The sequence below is a fragment of the uncultured Chitinophaga sp. genome, assembly GCF_937898475.1.
GTDB lineage: Bacteria > Bacteroidota > Bacteroidia > Chitinophagales > Chitinophagaceae > Chitinophaga.
The window spans coordinates 687,703-703,360 of the sequence record NZ_CALEJS010000015.1; the positions used below are offsets into that span (position 1 = coordinate 687,703).

10 protein-coding genes are annotated in these 15,658 nt (G+C 50.7%); 3 read left to right on the forward strand and 7 right to left on the reverse strand.

Going from position 1 to position 15,658, the window contains the following annotated elements; genetic code table 11:
- The first annotated feature begins 80 nt into the window (after positions 1-80).
- Positions 81-656, forward strand: coding sequence for an STM3941 family protein (locus Q0577_RS09670; RefSeq protein ID WP_298735427.1), 576 nt, complete (start codon positions 81-83; stop codon positions 654-656).
- 64 nt (positions 657-720) lie between these two features.
- The gene (locus tag Q0577_RS09675; protein WP_298735429.1) at positions 721-3,711 is read left to right on the forward strand and encodes a gliding motility-associated C-terminal domain-containing protein; all 2,991 of its coding nucleotides are present in this window, start codon (positions 721-723) and stop codon (positions 3,709-3,711) included.
- A gap of 10 nt (positions 3,712-3,721) precedes the next feature.
- Here Q0577_RS09675 and Q0577_RS09680 read toward each other — a convergent pair whose 3' ends face one another.
- The 3 genes from Q0577_RS09680 to Q0577_RS09690 all read right to left on the reverse strand — a co-directional run bounded on the left by Q0577_RS09680 (position 3,722) and on the right by Q0577_RS09690 (position 7,674).
- Positions 3,722-4,696 carry a type IX secretion system membrane protein PorP/SprF gene (locus Q0577_RS09680; protein ID WP_298735432.1) on the reverse strand — a complete coding sequence of 325 codons (975 nt, stop codon included), beginning with the start codon at positions 4,694-4,696 and terminating at the stop codon, positions 3,722-3,724.
- A gap of 18 nt (positions 4,697-4,714) precedes the next feature.
- Positions 4,715-6,964 (reverse strand): gliding motility-associated C-terminal domain-containing protein, encoded by a 2,250-nt coding sequence (locus tag Q0577_RS09685; RefSeq protein WP_298735435.1) that lies wholly within the window; start codon positions 6,962-6,964, stop codon positions 4,715-4,717.
- A gap of 362 nt (positions 6,965-7,326) precedes the next feature.
- Complete coding sequence (locus tag Q0577_RS09690; protein WP_298735437.1) at positions 7,327-7,674, reverse strand: four-helix bundle copper-binding protein; 348 nt, start codon at positions 7,672-7,674, stop codon at positions 7,327-7,329.
- 279 nt (positions 7,675-7,953) lie between these two features.
- Here Q0577_RS09690 and Q0577_RS09695 point away from each other — a divergent pair, with 279 nt between their 5' ends.
- Entirely contained in the window at positions 7,954-9,717 is a 1,764-nt protein-coding gene (locus tag Q0577_RS09695; RefSeq protein ID WP_298735438.1) for a hybrid sensor histidine kinase/response regulator, read from the forward strand.
- On the opposite strand, the gene Q0577_RS09700 is transcribed toward Q0577_RS09695, so the two are convergent.
- The 4 genes from Q0577_RS09700 to Q0577_RS09715 form a co-directional block, all read right to left on the reverse strand.
- Positions 9,705-10,682, reverse strand: a complete 978-nt coding sequence (locus tag Q0577_RS09700; RefSeq protein ID WP_298735440.1) for a hypothetical protein — start codon at positions 10,680-10,682, stop codon at positions 9,705-9,707. The two genes, Q0577_RS09695 and Q0577_RS09700, sit on opposite strands and share 13 nt — an antisense overlap.
- Before the next feature lie 126 nt (positions 10,683-10,808).
- A complete protein-coding gene (locus Q0577_RS09705) occupies positions 10,809-12,914 on the reverse strand; it encodes a hypothetical protein (RefSeq protein ID WP_298735441.1) in 2,106 nt (701 codons plus the stop codon).
- A 249-nt stretch (positions 12,915-13,163) separates the two neighbouring features.
- Positions 13,164-13,400 carry a hypothetical protein gene (locus Q0577_RS09710; protein WP_298735443.1) on the reverse strand — a complete coding sequence of 79 codons (237 nt, stop codon included), beginning with the start codon at positions 13,398-13,400 and terminating at the stop codon, positions 13,164-13,166.
- 132 nt (positions 13,401-13,532) lie between these two features.
- Positions 13,533-15,506, reverse strand: coding sequence for an alpha-L-arabinofuranosidase C-terminal domain-containing protein (locus tag Q0577_RS09715; RefSeq protein WP_298735447.1), 1,974 nt, complete (start codon positions 15,504-15,506; stop codon positions 13,533-13,535).
- Positions 15,507-15,658 lie beyond the last annotated feature (152 nt).

A 15,658-nucleotide genomic window follows, 5' to 3' on the forward strand; every position in this document is an offset into this window, starting at 1 on the left:
AATAATATGTAAAATAAGGAGCTAAAATAATTTGCACGGAAAAAGCCGTTCGCGTATTTTAGTGTATATAAACCTATCCTATGATCCCTGTGAATAACACCGGTTCCGGCCGTATTGCCATCCCCTTCAGCAGGAAAAAACTATCCCGGTTACTTATTATTTCAGCTGTATTTGCCGTATTGGGATGCTGGATATTGCTGACGCCCATCAATGAAGGCACCGGCCTGCTCAACCATCCCATTATCAGGAACGGATCTGCCTTGTGCGCTTTGCTACTCGGGTTGCTGGGAACAGGCCTCGCCATCAGAAAACTATTGCAGCATCAACCTGCTCTGATGATAGATGATGAGGGCATTACGGATCATTCCAGCCCCGTAGCCGCCGGATATATTCCCTGGAGCGATGTTCAGCTCATTACCACCACAACGGTTGTAAACCAGAAACTGATCCTGCTGATCATCAGGAATGCAGAAGCTTACATCCTGCAACAGAAGAATATCATTGCGAGGAAAGGAATGCGTATGAACTTTAAAAATTACGGATCACCGGTCTGTATCAGCGCCAGCGGACTGCAATGCACTGCGGGAGAGCTGGAGCAGTTGATTGAAAGAAAATTGTCTGCTTACAAAAGAGCAGGTGCAGCGTACCCGATTTGATACGAATGGGTGATTGCCACCGTAAACACTTTATCTATTTTTGAAAAGCCTATGAAAAACCCTCATGTGTAACGATCCTATGCCAAGACCAGTGGTGTTCAGCAGCATATTTTCAGGGATATTATCGGTATTGATGCTTTTACTGCCAGCCATACAAATACCTCTTAAAGCCTCCAGTACCATGTCGCTGATTGCCGATGCAGCCACGCAGGACTCCATGCTGACGCTCACTCTTTCGCAAAGATCCATCTCCTGCTTTGGTGGTACAGACGGCAGTATCAGCGCACAGGCCAGCGGCGGTACCGCTCCTTACCTGTTCAGCAAGGACGATGGCAAAAGCTGGCAGGCAGACCGGTATTTTGAGCACTTAGGTCCGGGCCGTTACACGATCATCGTAAAAGATAATGAGGGCGTTAAAGCCAATGCAAACATTACACTCACTGCGCCTGCAGCCCTGAAGGCCGTGGCACAACCATTTGCAGCCAGCTGTTATGACCTCGGTAATGGCAGCATCAGCATAGCAACATCCGGCGGAACACCACCCTACCAATACTTCCTGGACAATGGCCCAAACTGGCAGTACGATGCCCGCTTCAACGAATTACAAAGCGGCAACCACACGGTTTACATCAGGGATCAGCGTGAATGCATGATCCAGGTAAACGCCAGCATTACTGCGCCGCCCCCGCTGAGCCTCAGCTCCAAACACGAAGATGTTACCTGCAGCCAGGGAAAAGACGGCCGTATCACAGTAGAAGCATCCGGCGGAACAACACCTTACCAGTACAGTGTTGATAAAGGTGTCAGCTGGCAGACGTCGCCCGCTTTTACACAACTGGCACCGGGAGAACACCTCGTTCAGGTCAGAGACCGTAATGGCTGCGTGGCCAGCGCTACCGTTGATATTACGGCGCCACTGGCCTTAGACATGACCACCCGGCAAAATGATATTCCCTGCTACGGCGCCTGTAATGGCCGCATTGTTATACAGCCCCGGGGTGGCACGGCTCCCTATCAGTACAGCAACAACGCAGGATTGACCTGGCAGCAGCACCCGGAATTTGCAGGTATTTCTGCAGGCGTGTATCAGCTGGCAGTAAAAGACAGCAACGGGTGTATGATCCGCAGACCAATCACTTTAACTGAACCGGCTGCACTGTCTATTGCAAGTTCGGCAGCCAGCTTTGACAGCGCTACTGATTGCAGCCTTAGCATTTATGTAAGTGGTGGAGTTCCTGCTTATGCTTTCAGCATTGACGCTGGCAAAAACTGGCAGGACAGCGGTGTTTTCCGTCATATCAAAACGGGAACGCAGCATGTAACGATGAAGGATCGTAATGGTTGCAGCCGCGGACTTACAGTGGTAATGGCCGTTTCCAGGCCACTGGAACTGTTTGCCGACATTTGGGGCGCTTCCTGCTATGGAGCTGCCAACGGCGCCATCAATGTCAAAGCGCAGGGAGGCACCCCGCCTTACCGGTTCAGCATTAATAATGGGGCCAGCTGGCAGACACAGAACAATTTTCGCCAGCCCGCAGGAACTTACACAGTGCTGGTTGAAGACAAGGCGGGGAACCAGGGCACATTAACGGTCACACTGGGACAACCCACACTGCTGACCGCCAGTGTGCAAAGCACAGACGTCAGCTGCCATGGCGCATCCAACGGCACGATAACGGTAACGGCTAACGGAGGCGCTCCTCCCTACAAATACAGTATCAACAACGGAGCTAACTGGCAAAGCAAGCCCGCCATTGATGGTTTGCCCGGAGGTAATTATATAGTGCTGGTAAAAGATAGTTACGGCTGCAGCACCAGCTTATCTGCCGAAGTACAGGAACCCGCAACGCTGACCAACACCGTGCAAAGCGACAGCGTCAGCTGTCACGACCGATCAGACGGCAGTATCCGCATTAGCACTACCGGCGGTACCTCACCCTACCAATACAGCATAGACGGCAGCCAACACTGGCAGAACAGCGCCCTGTTCTCCGGGCTATCCGCCGGCAGGCATTTTGTACTGATAAGAGACGCCAAAGGTTGTACCGACAGCGTCAGCACCCAGGTAAGATCGCCACTGCCCCTTGCATTTACCGCCGGCACCCACCAGGTAAGCTGTTATGGCGGCGATGATGGCCGTATTACCATTGGGGCACAGGGCGGTACCGCGCCTTACCGTTATCGCATGAACATGGACGGATGGGAGGAAACAGGCACCTTTGACCACCTGCGCGCAGATAAGTATGCAATCGCCGTGCAGGATGTTAATGGTTGTATAAGACAGGCGGATGTGGCGGTAACAGAACCCGCGCTACTGCAAATGCGCCTGGAGAGCTATGCCAATGGCTGCGCTTACGCCGGCGGACAAATACAGGTAAAAGCAACAGGCGGCACCCTGCCCTATCTGTACACGACAGCAGACAGTATCCGGAGTACAGACGGACGCTTTTCGGAACTGCAGACAGGCAGCTACGCCATCATGGTGACAGATATGAACGGCTGCGTTGATCAGCTGGACCCTGTAGATATCATAGTATCACCTCCGCTGTACCTGAACATGAACGCCAAAACAGATATGCAATGCGACGGCATCCATAAAGGCAGTGTGATGTTAACAGCCAAGGGCGGTATTGCGCCTTATCAGTATGAGCTGAATGGCAAAGCCGTCCCTTCTTTGAATATTCCGGGTCTTGATAACGGCGCCTACCAGGCAGTTGTAAAAGATCAGAATGGCTGTATTGCCAGCCAGCAATTTGATATTAAGCTGCGCGATGAAGGGTGCGAGCTAACCATGCCCAGCGGCTTTTCTCCCAACGGAGACGGGCGCAATGATATATTCCGCCCTGCATTGTATGGCAACATCAGTCAATACCAGCTGGAAGTGTTCAATGCCTGGGGGAACCTGGTATTTGCGGGCAGGGACCCTGAAAGCGGCTGGGACGGTGCATTCAAAGGAAAGCAGCTGTCCGGCGGCACCTATGTATGGATGGTAAGGTATACCGACTACAAGGGCCAGGCAAAGGTGAGAAGAGGCGTTGTGACCCTGGTAAGATAAACACCGGCTGTTAAAAGAACTTCGGACAGGGTAGCTGGTAATCCCGTTTTGATGACGGGAAGGAAATGCCTACGGATAGTTCATGTGATCCGTGGCTGTAAGTTTCAAACTGGCCTGCAGAAAAATCATAGGCATAACCGATACGTACATTTTCCGCAGGAAATACCTGTACGGCAGCTACGGCCGCGTTGCGATTCTTCAGTGATTTTTGCAGGTTGTCTTTCTGATATAACCGTACACCCGTACGGTAAGACCCGCCCACCCAGATCTTCTCTGAAAAAAGCAGGAAGGCGGTAAGGTCCAGACTGGTGGGGCCGCCACGGTCATCTTTCAGGAGAAAGGATGGTTTCAGCTGAATATCCGCTGCTATAGGCAGCAGCATCCCCGCTGTGACATAATAATGCGGCCTGGGGCGGGGAATGTATACGTAACGCGATTTATTGATATGCGGAGTAAGAAGATTATCTACCGAAAAACCGGCATAAAAAAGCTCATCCGCATAGTAAACACCTGCCCTGGCGTCTGGCACAATGGTGCTTTGATTACCACCCGGCATGTCCAGTTCGGGATCCAGTGTTTCCAGCAGCGTACCGTTAACACCCAGCTGTACCAGACCGCCGCTGAGGCCGAAGGACAAACGGGCGGTTCCCTCATCGTTCATGCGTATACGATAGGCGTAGCTGGCGTATACAGACTGGGTGTTTTGAGCGCCCAGCTTGTCGCCGGCCAGCTGCAATCCCCAGCCAACATTACCTTCGGCGGCAATATCGTCTACTGCTACGGAGAAACTGCGGGGTGCGCCGGCTATGCCTGTCCATTGTGCACGGTAACAGGCGTGCAGGTTCAGCACTTCCCTGTATCCCGCATAGGCAGGGTTGATGTAAATACCATTGAACATGTACTGACTGTACTGCGCGTCCTGCTGGGCAAACAGCAGTTTGCCTGACAATAGCAGTATACTCATTAATGCCATCCCTCTCTTCATACCTGATATTGTATTAGGTTATTGTTTGAAAGCGCGGATCAGGGTAGTATACCCTTTTAATACTTCCCAGCCGGATCCATTGGTTTTCTTAATACGTAACAGGTAATAGTAAGTTCCTTCACTGAGCCCGTCTCCTTTCCAGTTATGCTGATAATTCTGCCGGCGGTATACTTCATTACCCCAGCGGTTGAAGATCACCAGTTCATTTTCTGCATATTGTTGCAGTCCACGTATTTCGAATACATCATTCCTGCCGTCGCCATTCGGCGTGAACAAGGTGGGTATTTTAAGATCCCCTGGCTGGGTAGTTTTCGTATCGCCGGTATTATCCGGACTATTGTTCACAGCAATGCTTTTAGTGATCAGGTTATTTTCGTAGTAACATTCCTGGTAAGTGCTGTGCTGCGTAGCCAGGGCGGTTAAGTTAAACGGTGTGCCTACGGTATGGCCAATGCCGCCTGGCACAAAACTTCCATCGTCATTAATAACAATGCTCAGCGTAATATTCAGATTGCTGAAGCCCGACAGGTCTACATCAAAGCTGAAATCCTTACACGTTCCTGCTTCAATATCTTCCGGCAGGGTGCCTGCATACAACAGCCTGGCAGTTGGATCAACCGTTGGATCGCCGTAATAGCAGGAAACAGGCATCCCCCCATTACTGTTCCCCGATCCGGGATTGCACACAGCTATATTCGCTTTCACCACATGTGAGGACACCTTACTAAAACTAATACCGGAGGGGTTGAAAGCAATATCCGGCTTGGAGCCATAGTAATCTGCGTACAACAACATCTGGTATGCCGGGTTGGCCAGCCCCGTTTTATTGGTAACCGTCAGCTGGCTTTTATCGGCGGAAAGGGAAAATGAAATATCGTAGTTATTGGGGCCTTTAAACCCGGCTGTATTGGCATGAAAACGGGTACTGCTGTTGTCCAGGGGCACACCTTTAAAAGCATAGTTATCATCCCGCCGCGTCTCTTTAGACAAACCCACCTGCTGGTAAAAATACCCGGTAGCAGTTTCTGTGTGCAGATCAATGTAGGCATATGCCTCCAGGGAATTTTCGTTGCTTTCACGGTTCACATTTACCGCATTGCCGGTTTCATTAAAATAAATGGCGTTGGTGCCCGGAGGAATGGTAAATGTACGTGTAAATCCTGTGTAGGAGCTCTCCCCCTTGGGAATTGTCTTGATATCAGAACTGACAAACTCCGCACTCATTCCCTGGCCGTTACGCTTATAGAATTCCATCACATAGGCATCGTCAAAATCCCGCGCGTAGTATTCATCCCGCTCAATGACCAGGTTTGATCCGGACACGTATATACGGGGATTGTAAATACCAACGGCCCCGGGATTGGCGGATTTCCCGTTGTAATCGCCACTTACAGCGCCTGAGCTTAACAACCGGCCAGTATAGGTATTACTGAGATTACGGATCGCATAGGTAGAGCGCCTGTTGGCAGCGCCTCCATTTGCCAGGGTCACAAAGCCATTCATTACTCCCCTGTTCAGATCGATGGTGAAACGAAGCGAGGAATAACCTTCCTCTGTACCGTCGGCAGTGTTCAGATCAGCGTAACTGGAATTTGTTCCTTTTCCCGAAAGGAAAATTATATCGGCGTCACCGGGTATAGGCACTACCAGTTCCCTGCTGGAAGCGGCTGTTCCATGTAACAGGGCCCTTACCTTTGGATCCAGCAGGTTGAGGGAATTATGATATGGCGAGAGATATTGTACATAGTAGGAAGAATGTATGCCGGTCTGACTTTGTGTGATCGTAAGCGAAGATCCTGAAATGGAAAAATTCACATTATTCAGATCCGGTACAGCATCGCCCATTTTACTGCTGGCTGGTATATAGGCGCCCAGCGGAACGTGCTGCCAGCCATATACGTTTGTACCTGAGCCGTCGGTATTGGTGTTTTTGGCATAGTTCACATAACCGGACGAGGTTCCGGAGGCAATATCAATGATGGCATTGATGGTGATGAAGTCTTCATCACCCTGCGCATAATCGTTCCCCCCGGATGAAATTCCTGTCTCGGATGATATATATATTGAAATGGATTTGGTGCCGGCTGGAATACTGAAGACCGGGGCACTGCTCCCGGGAGCGCTGTACTTTGCGTCCACGCCTAATACATCGGCCCGCTTGCCCCCGCTTGGTCCGCAGGGACTAGTTGGTATCTGGCCGGATACCGTACATGAACAAAACACTAAAATGGCAGTCAGGAACCGCTTTACTGAATGAACAGTTTTCATAGGTATATGGCGTGCGTAGCTGCTGATAGACTGCTAACGCTGAAAAAACAGGGCGTGACACAACACGCAGATCATAGAGAAAAACAGTTGCTGGTGCAGCCCAACAAAAGTTGTACCCGGATTAAATATGCTTTGGTTAGTTAGGATATGTCTGCTAAATCTGATTGCTGCTATTGGTTCATGACCCTCTAAAGGTTTCGGTTTATTCCTTTCTATTATACACAAAGATAGATCGCTTTTCATTCAAAGTCCTGTTGCAACAGCATAACTTTTGTGTTACTGACGGGGAGCAGTAAAAACAGGGCGGGAGCAGTTTCCCGCCCTCTTCAGGAATTTAAAACATTTGCCGGAACCTGATGTATTCAATGCCCTACTGCGGCCATTTCTTCGCAGGCAGTTGCACATTTCCTACACATCTCGGCGCATTTTCTACAGTGCTCCATGCCCATAGCGGCGTGCTTTTCGCACTCTTCCGCACATGCGTGGCAAACATCTGCGCACACACGGCATAGCTGCTCACTGAAGCGCCCGCCCATACTCATTACCTGGACAGATGCGTTGCAGATGGCGGCGCATTCCAGGTCCAGCTGGATGCAGGTACGCAGGCTGTCTGCCTGCTCCTCATGCAGGCACGCCATAGCACAATGGTGGCATTCCGTAGCACAAGCCTGGCAGGCTTCAATACATTGCTGATACTGCTGATGTGACATAATAATCTGTTTTACAGGTTAAACAATAATCTTTTGTCTTTCCCTTTGTTCCGCAAGCATCATACCTGCTACCAGCGCGGAGAAAACATGACCATTGTCATTTTGCGGATTGTCAAAAAATGCTTATTTTGATGCGGCTAAAGTGTGCTATTGTTGGAAGCAGGAAGTATGGTAAGTATTTAGCAGTCAACTACATCAGCACTCAATAACCATAGATTATAATAACCATATTTATGAATGCCCTTAACTGGTACACAGTATTTACTAACACTACCCCTTATGATGACTTCGATTAACAAGATCTTACGGACCGGAGCGCAGAACGAAGATCAGGCTTCAGAAAAATCCATTATTGCCGTTAACTCATTCAGCCTGATCGCCCTTAACCTGGTGTGCATATTCGGCGTAATATTCTATTTTCTTACAGGCGAACTGCAGGTGCTGTTCGCTGCTGCGCTGGAGGCGGTGGCCTTTCTGTGCATGATACAGCTGAACAAACGGAAACTTCATATAGCCGCCGCATACGGCGTTATTTTTACTATCAATGCATCGCTCGTTTATTACAGTGGTATACTGGCGGCCATCATAGAAGTGTGGCTGGCATCCATTTTCCTGTTTGGCGCCTCTCTCCTGTTCTTTAATAAAGATAAACACCGCATCGCCGGGATCGCTATAACCCTTTTCACCGTACTAATATGTCAACTCAATGATGCACACCCGTTCATCCCTGCCCTGCTGAAAACAGACGCAGAACAGGACCTGCTGCGCTTCGGCGCCCGTCCGGGACTGATAATTCTGGACATACTGGTGATCTGGCTCTACAAGAAAAAGAACGAAGATCTCCTGAACGATGTCAGGCGGCAGGCTGCTGAGCTGGAAGCCACCAACATATCCAAGAACTTTTTTATCAGGGTCACCAATCATGAACTGAAAGGCCCCCTGAATGCCATACACGAGATCAGCCAGACCCTGCTGCTGAATGATGATGTGGAAGAGAACCCATCGCTGCGCCCGCTGGCAGAAGACCTGTACACCGCCAGCCATACCGCCATGCAGGAGGTGAGCAACGTATTGGACATGTCGAAAATTGAAGCAGGCAAGATCAATGATATTGACAGTGAATCTTTCAATATAAGACAGTTCCTGACCAATCTCACTAAAGTACACCAGTACACCGCCAACCGTAAACAGGTGAGCATTGTTACGGAATTCCACGAGAAGCTGCCACAGATCATCGTAAGCGATAAGGCAAAGCTGACCAAAGTGGTAGGCAACCTGCTGGTGAATGCCATCAAATTCACTGTTCCCAAAAGCCGGGTGACCCTGCGGGCATATGCGAAAGATCATTCCCTGCATATCGCCGTGAAAGACCAGGGCAAAGGCATTAAAGAGGAAAAGCTGAAAACCCTGTTCGATCCTTTTGAGACGGAAAAGAATAGCCTCATGGAAGGAACCGGTCTGGGACTTTTCATCACCCGTCATTTTACTGAATTACTCGGCGGACAGATCTCCGTGCAAAGCTCACAGAAAGAGGGTTCTACGTTCAGCATTCATATACCGCTGAAAACCGGGCAGGAAGAAACCGCCGCTGCACAACAAAAACCCGCACCAGCCAACTTTACCGGCAAACGGGTACTGATCTGTGAAGACAACCAGATGAGCCAGGTGTACCTGGCCAAGTTCCTGGAACGCACCGGCTGTACCACCTTCCTGGCAGATAACGGCGCCGCAGGCGTGGTGATCGCACAGAAAGAACCCCTGGACCTGGTGATCCTGGATTCACACATGCCGGAAATGAGTGGAAAGGCCACTATTGAATACATACGGCGGCATCCCCGGTTGCAACATTTGCCGGTTATAGTTATCTCGGGTGATAGCTATATGGGAGAAGACGAAGAATTGCTCATGGCCGGCGCTAATGAATACCTGCTCAAACCTGTAGACTTCAAGACGCTGAGCGAGATCATGCACAAATACCTTTCTTCCCCCATTGCTATCAATACCGGTAACAAGGCTATCCAGCCCCCGGCTCAGGCCATCTGATACCGGGCCGTATCCATCCGGCTCCAGTCAATGTTACCACGCATCATTACTGCCAGCGCGTTTATAAAACGCCGTAATTCAGCATCCGTTTCCTTTGAGAAGGAAGGCAGTTGACCCGCCAGCTGAACAAATTCTTTCACCTTGTCATCATGAATAGCTGTAGCCTTGAAAACAGCGTCTTCCAGGCTCAGGCCTTCGTGTCGTTTCAATAACATCACGAGGTTCATTTCGTCGCCCTGCAACAGCTCTTTCCTGTAGGAGAACAGATCATTTGCGTAACAGATCGTGTCTGAGCAGAGGGTGATCATAGTCTGGATGGTGTTATGCCAGATCACTTCGTCGGGCAGGCTGATACCCTCCATCACCTCTACGAGGTCTGCAAAAAAGTTGGCGCCGCCAAACTGCTGCCTGAACTGCATATACTCTGCTACCTCGGGCAGGCGGTTTTGCTTTACCAGCTCAATCCGCCACAGGTTGGCCACAAAAGCCCTTTTCATGCTTTCTGCAAACCGCTGCTGCCAGGCGGGCGTACTGCGACGGCAGATCCGTTCCCAGAAATCACTGATGGCGGCCAGGGCTGGGCCATGTTGCGAAAGGGTTTTCCTTGCATGATCCTGGAGGATGCTGCGCACCTGCTCAAGGAACATTTCGAAGTTCTCTTTTTTCCGCACGTCTTCGGTGTCGGCGCTGGCTTCATCGTACTGGTCATCCAGCACAAATAACAGCGTGTTAAGGTCTGCTGCTATGCACAGCGCCTCAAAGTCTGCGGAGGGGAACATTCGTGCAACCATCCACGTGAATTTCTGTTCCCGGTAATGCTGAAATACCTCATCTGACCGGACAAGGCCAAATTTCTTCACCCATTCTGCAGTGTGTTCGTCTGCAAGGGTTACCTGAGGGTTCAAGTTGGTTGGAAAAGGGCAATAGAGTTCCGGAGTGCTCACTGAGCGTTGAATGAGTGCCATAGGAAGAAATTTTTGTTTTGGAAAATATAGCTAAAATTGACCAATAAAGCCGGCTAATGTGGCTACAGGTGGCTATTACGGCAGGACGCCTGTAATGATATTGCAGTTTTGGGAACTGAGGAGGGGCTATAACCGGTTACTTTCTTCGCTGCCTGCTACTTTCTCCAGCAGTGCCCTGGCGGCCGGTTCTCCGCTATCAGCGGCCATACTTAACCAGAATCGCGCATAGGTTTCATTCTTTTCTACGGCCAGGCCATTGAGATAATAGCAGCCTACTTCTTTTTGTGCAACGGTTTTTCCTGCTTCAGCGGCCAGCAGGAAATAGAGAAATGCTTTAAGATGATCTGCTTTGCTGGCAGCGTTCTTTTCATAGAATTCAGCCAGGTAATACATGGCTTCCACATGACCTGCGGTAGCCGCTTTCTCGTATAAGTCAAGGGCTATACGAATATTGTTCTCTGTAGCGCCGCCCAGGTGAGGAAGTAATTGTCCGTTGTTGTAGGCAAAAGTGCCTTTCAGCAATTCATAAGCAAGGCGGTACTGGCATTCAGAACCATTTACCGCTGCCCCCTGGTGCAGGTAACGGGCGGCTGCTTTCAGGCTGCGGCTTTTATATTCGCCGTAGAAGACAGCCTTAAATGCAGCGTAGCAGCAGCCTTCCTCGTCCTGGAGGTCCAGGTCGGCTGTTTTGCAGTACCAGTCGGCCGCCGCTTCCGGGTTCCTGTCCTCTTCATACCCCTTATCGAAATAGCGGGCCAGGCAGGCCATCGCCTTTATATATCCCAGGGATGCACTTTTCTGCAGATAGTCCAGCGCCATTTTCCTGTCGTCACGGTTAGGCTTAAAGAAATGACCCGGCACAATATGAACGCTTCTCCATAACAGGCGGCCTTCGTAGATACGTTTTCCTACGAGGTAGTAGCAATGCATGCTGCCATAATGTATACCGAGGTTGATATAATGAGTGGCCATGCTGTAATCGTGATCGCGGGTGCGCGCCTCCAGTTCCAGTTCGGCCAGTCGGGCGCAGGCCCATCCACTGCCTTCCTGGGCTATCTCTTTCATGATCCGGACGGCCTTGTCGCGGTCTTTGATCAGGTGAAAGGCAGCATCGCCCTGCCAATAGAGATGTATCAGCTGTTCTCCCGCTTCCAGGATACCTTCACGCAAGGCCAGGTGATAATAGTTAAGCGCTTTGCCGGAATGTTTTTCCTGTCCGTACAGGCCTTTGGCATAGATCTCACCCAATCGCAGCCAGGCCTCGGGGTAGCCATACCTGGCGGCCCTGCGGTAACAACCAGGTATCTTGGGATCCTTTGGATCTGCGGCGGCCAGGGAAGCGGCATAGTCGTACAGCAATGCGGCATTCTCCGGATGCCTGTTTAAAGCTTCCCGGTAGTACTCATTTGCTTTTTGCGGCTCATTGATATGCCGGTAATATTCGGCAAGGGCAGGTGCGCCCAGGCGCGGAGAAAGCCGGTACATGGTAACAAAATGCTGCAGGGCGTCGGCAGGCGCATGTTTATGATAAAGGCAGTACCTGGCGTAATGCCCCCGGTAAGCGGCGCGGATCTGGTTGCGGGCGTCAGCAGGAAGACCGCTGTACAGCTGATACGCATAGCCCTGCATACTGTCATTCCAGCTGGCGGCCTGTCCACGCCGCAGGGCATCCATCATGACTATACGCAAAGTAACAGAGTCGGGCTCAAGCTGTACCGCCTTCCTGTACCACAGGGGCATGCGCTGCGCCTGACCCAGGTCTGCGGGGAACAGCACAATCTCATCGCCATAACGGGCGTCTATGGCATACATGTATCCCAAATAAAGCCAGGCATGAAAAGGCCTGGGCGACAACCCCCTGGCGGTATCCAGCAGTGCTGCTGCATGATCCATTCCTTCTTTCAGGCTTTTAAGACTATATACTGATGCCGCTGTAACCGGCAGAGATCCTCTCTTTGCATAGGCGTCAAACAGCAGGCATGCTGCCAGAACGATGTGCGCGGGATAAGACTGGGGGTAACGCGCCAGCCAGGAAGCGGCCAGTTGCCGGGCGCTTTTTAACCTGACCGGGTAGTAACGCAGATATTTCTCAAAATCGCCCGCGGTGTTTTCTGTTGCTTGTTCATAACGCTCCTGTACACCCCGGTATAAGTATTCCAGTGTATCAATATCCTCCTCCCGCACAAGTTCCAGCAGGAAAAGGTAGTTTTTCAATTCGTTATTCTCCATCATTGTTTCACCACATATGTATTGGTTAAAAGGGCGAAAAGGGCGGGTTACAAGTTGATGCATATGAAAACACGCTGCTTCATATGAATACAAGCCCCTGCGCAAGTTCTGCAATTTACACCGGTTAATTGTTAATCAGATGTAAATGATTGATAGTTTACTAATTCGGACAAAAATAAAATGTTAAAACATGGTTTCCTATAGCCGGATAGTTAACGTAAAAGTAGTACGAAATATGATGGGCGTCTGCAGCTATTTTGGACGGTGCAGATGTTCAAGTATCCTTGTAGCGATGGCATTGATCAGTGAGGGATCTACCACATTGGCAACCTCCGGTTTCAGCGCTCCGTTCTCCTGCCGGTAATAGTCGATGGAGTGATCATCATCAACAGTGGCACGGTAGAAAGTTCCCCCTTGTTCATGATGCAGTGAGACCGGTATGATATAATTCCTCCCATGCAGGTCAAAGTCCAGGTTGAATGGTTCCATAACACAAAATACAAAAAAAGTCGTTAGCAGACAGCCGTTAGTCATTAGTGATGACCGCGAATACCAAATTCGCTGCTTTTACTAACAACCAAGGGCTGGCGACTAACGACTTAAAATATAAAACTAACTCCCCTACCTATACGGAACTGCCACTACATTCAGCGATGCCGGTGCGGCAGTAATACGCAGCTGCTTACCCGTTGCAGACAGCTGTTTTTCAGTGGGCACTACCTTGTTGGGTGATCCCAGCGTGTTAAAGTCACCGGGATGTGGGGCAGACAGTATCTGTTGTACCGCCGCGCCTTTTGCTGCAGCGCCTTCCAGCTGCAGCTCCAGCTGTACCGGGGCGGAAGAGGCGTTGACGATCTTCAGCAGCAGCTTCCTGGAAGGTGCGTCGATCACAGCGCTGGCATACAGGCTGTCTTTTCCCGCCAGCACCTCGCCGTTACGCAGCACGGGCACCACCTGCGTGCCTCTGTTGGCCGAGAATAACTGCTGAACATAGTAATTGGGCGTACCTACCGTGCGCAGGTTATCAAACCAGATAAGGTCAGGACGCCATTGCCAGGCTTCCACATGGGCAAAAAGCGGGGCATAGGAGGCCATCCTTACAATATCGGCATTGCGTTCAAGACCGGTCATAAAGGCTGCCTCTGCCAGGGCGCTGCCCCAGGTATTACGGCTTTCGGCCTCTTTGGCTTCCTTTGTATGGGCGGCGTATTCGCCGGCAAATATTTTAGGCCCCTGGCTCCTGTCGTAATGATCATAACGGGAGGCATTGGCCAGGAACCATTCAGGAGGCATATAATAATGTTCGTCGATAAAATCGGCCTGGCTGGCTTTCAGTTCTTTCCAGAGGTAATCGAACATGGGGCCTTTGGAGAAAGGGCCTGCGCTGGACACCAGCTTTATCTCCGGGTGCTTTGCTTTCAGCGTGGCTTCAAATACCCGGTAACGTTCTATATATTGTTCATCCCATTGTTCATTGCCTATCCCTATCATGGTAAGGTTAAATGGCGCGGGGTGGCCCATGGCTGCCCTCAGTGCACCCCATTGGGTAGTGGTATCGCCATTGGCAAAAGCGATCAGGTCCACCGCGTCCTGGAGGTAAGGATCCAGCTCGTTCATGGCGGCCACTTCACGGGTATTGAACTGGCAGGCCATACCGCAGTTCAGGATGGGTAGTGGCGCCGCGCCTAAGTCTTCTGCCAGCTGGAAATATTCAAAGAAGCCCAGGCCAAAGCTTTGGAAATAATCCGGTGCAGATCTGTGCGAAAACTCTGTGTTCCAGCGGTTGATGATCAATTTGCGCTCTTCCGGTTTGCCAACGGTTTTCTTCCACTGGTAGCGGTTGGCCAGGTCGCGGCCTTCTACGATGCAGCCGCCGGGAAACCGCACAAAGCCTGGTTTCAGATCTGCCAGCATCTGTACCAGGTCGGCCCGGAGGCCATTGGGCCGCTGTTTCCAGGTAGCGGCCGGAAAAAGGGAGATCATATCCGCATCTATGGCACCCTGGCCGGAGAACAGTATCTGCAAACGGGCTTTGGCTGCAGTAGCCGTGGCCGTGAGTGAGACCTTATACTGCCGCCAGCCATCCCCAAAACCATTCAGGGAAGCGGCCCCTATCTGCTGCCCGTTTTCGTCCAGCAGCAGGATCCGGGCCTTTAAACTCTTGCCCTGCGGCGCATTGGCCCACATGGAAAAATTATACGCCTTCCCTTTTTCTATACCAATGCCCCTGAAGCCTTCGTTGCTGAGGCCATAAGCGCCCATGGCGGCATCAACCGTGATACGGGCGTAACGCGGATTGTTCTCATTTTCCTTACCACGGTTCACCATCAGTATCCTGCCTTTGCCACTGTCTTTTTTTACTTCGTTCCATCCCATCATCGGATCATTAAATTCAAAGGAACGGTTCTTCACCAGCTCTGCGTACAGACCACCGTCTGCTGCAAAGTTGATATCCTCAAAAAAAACGCCCCACATATGGGGCGATATCATCGCTCCGGGTTTGTTTACCTGTACGGTAAGACGTTGCGGCGCCTGGGCAGATGCAGTGAGGCCGGTTAAAACAAGGGCGGCCAGCAGGAAATGTTTTATACGCATATCAGTTGTGGAATTGGTTTATGTTCCATCTTGCCGGATGGGAGGTTCAATATACGATTATTCTAATTGTTGTACAAATGACACTTAAATGAGCGGTATGTAAAGAAGGACGCCCGGTCTTCTGCTTTGCAGCCTGGCCGGGCGTCTTTTTA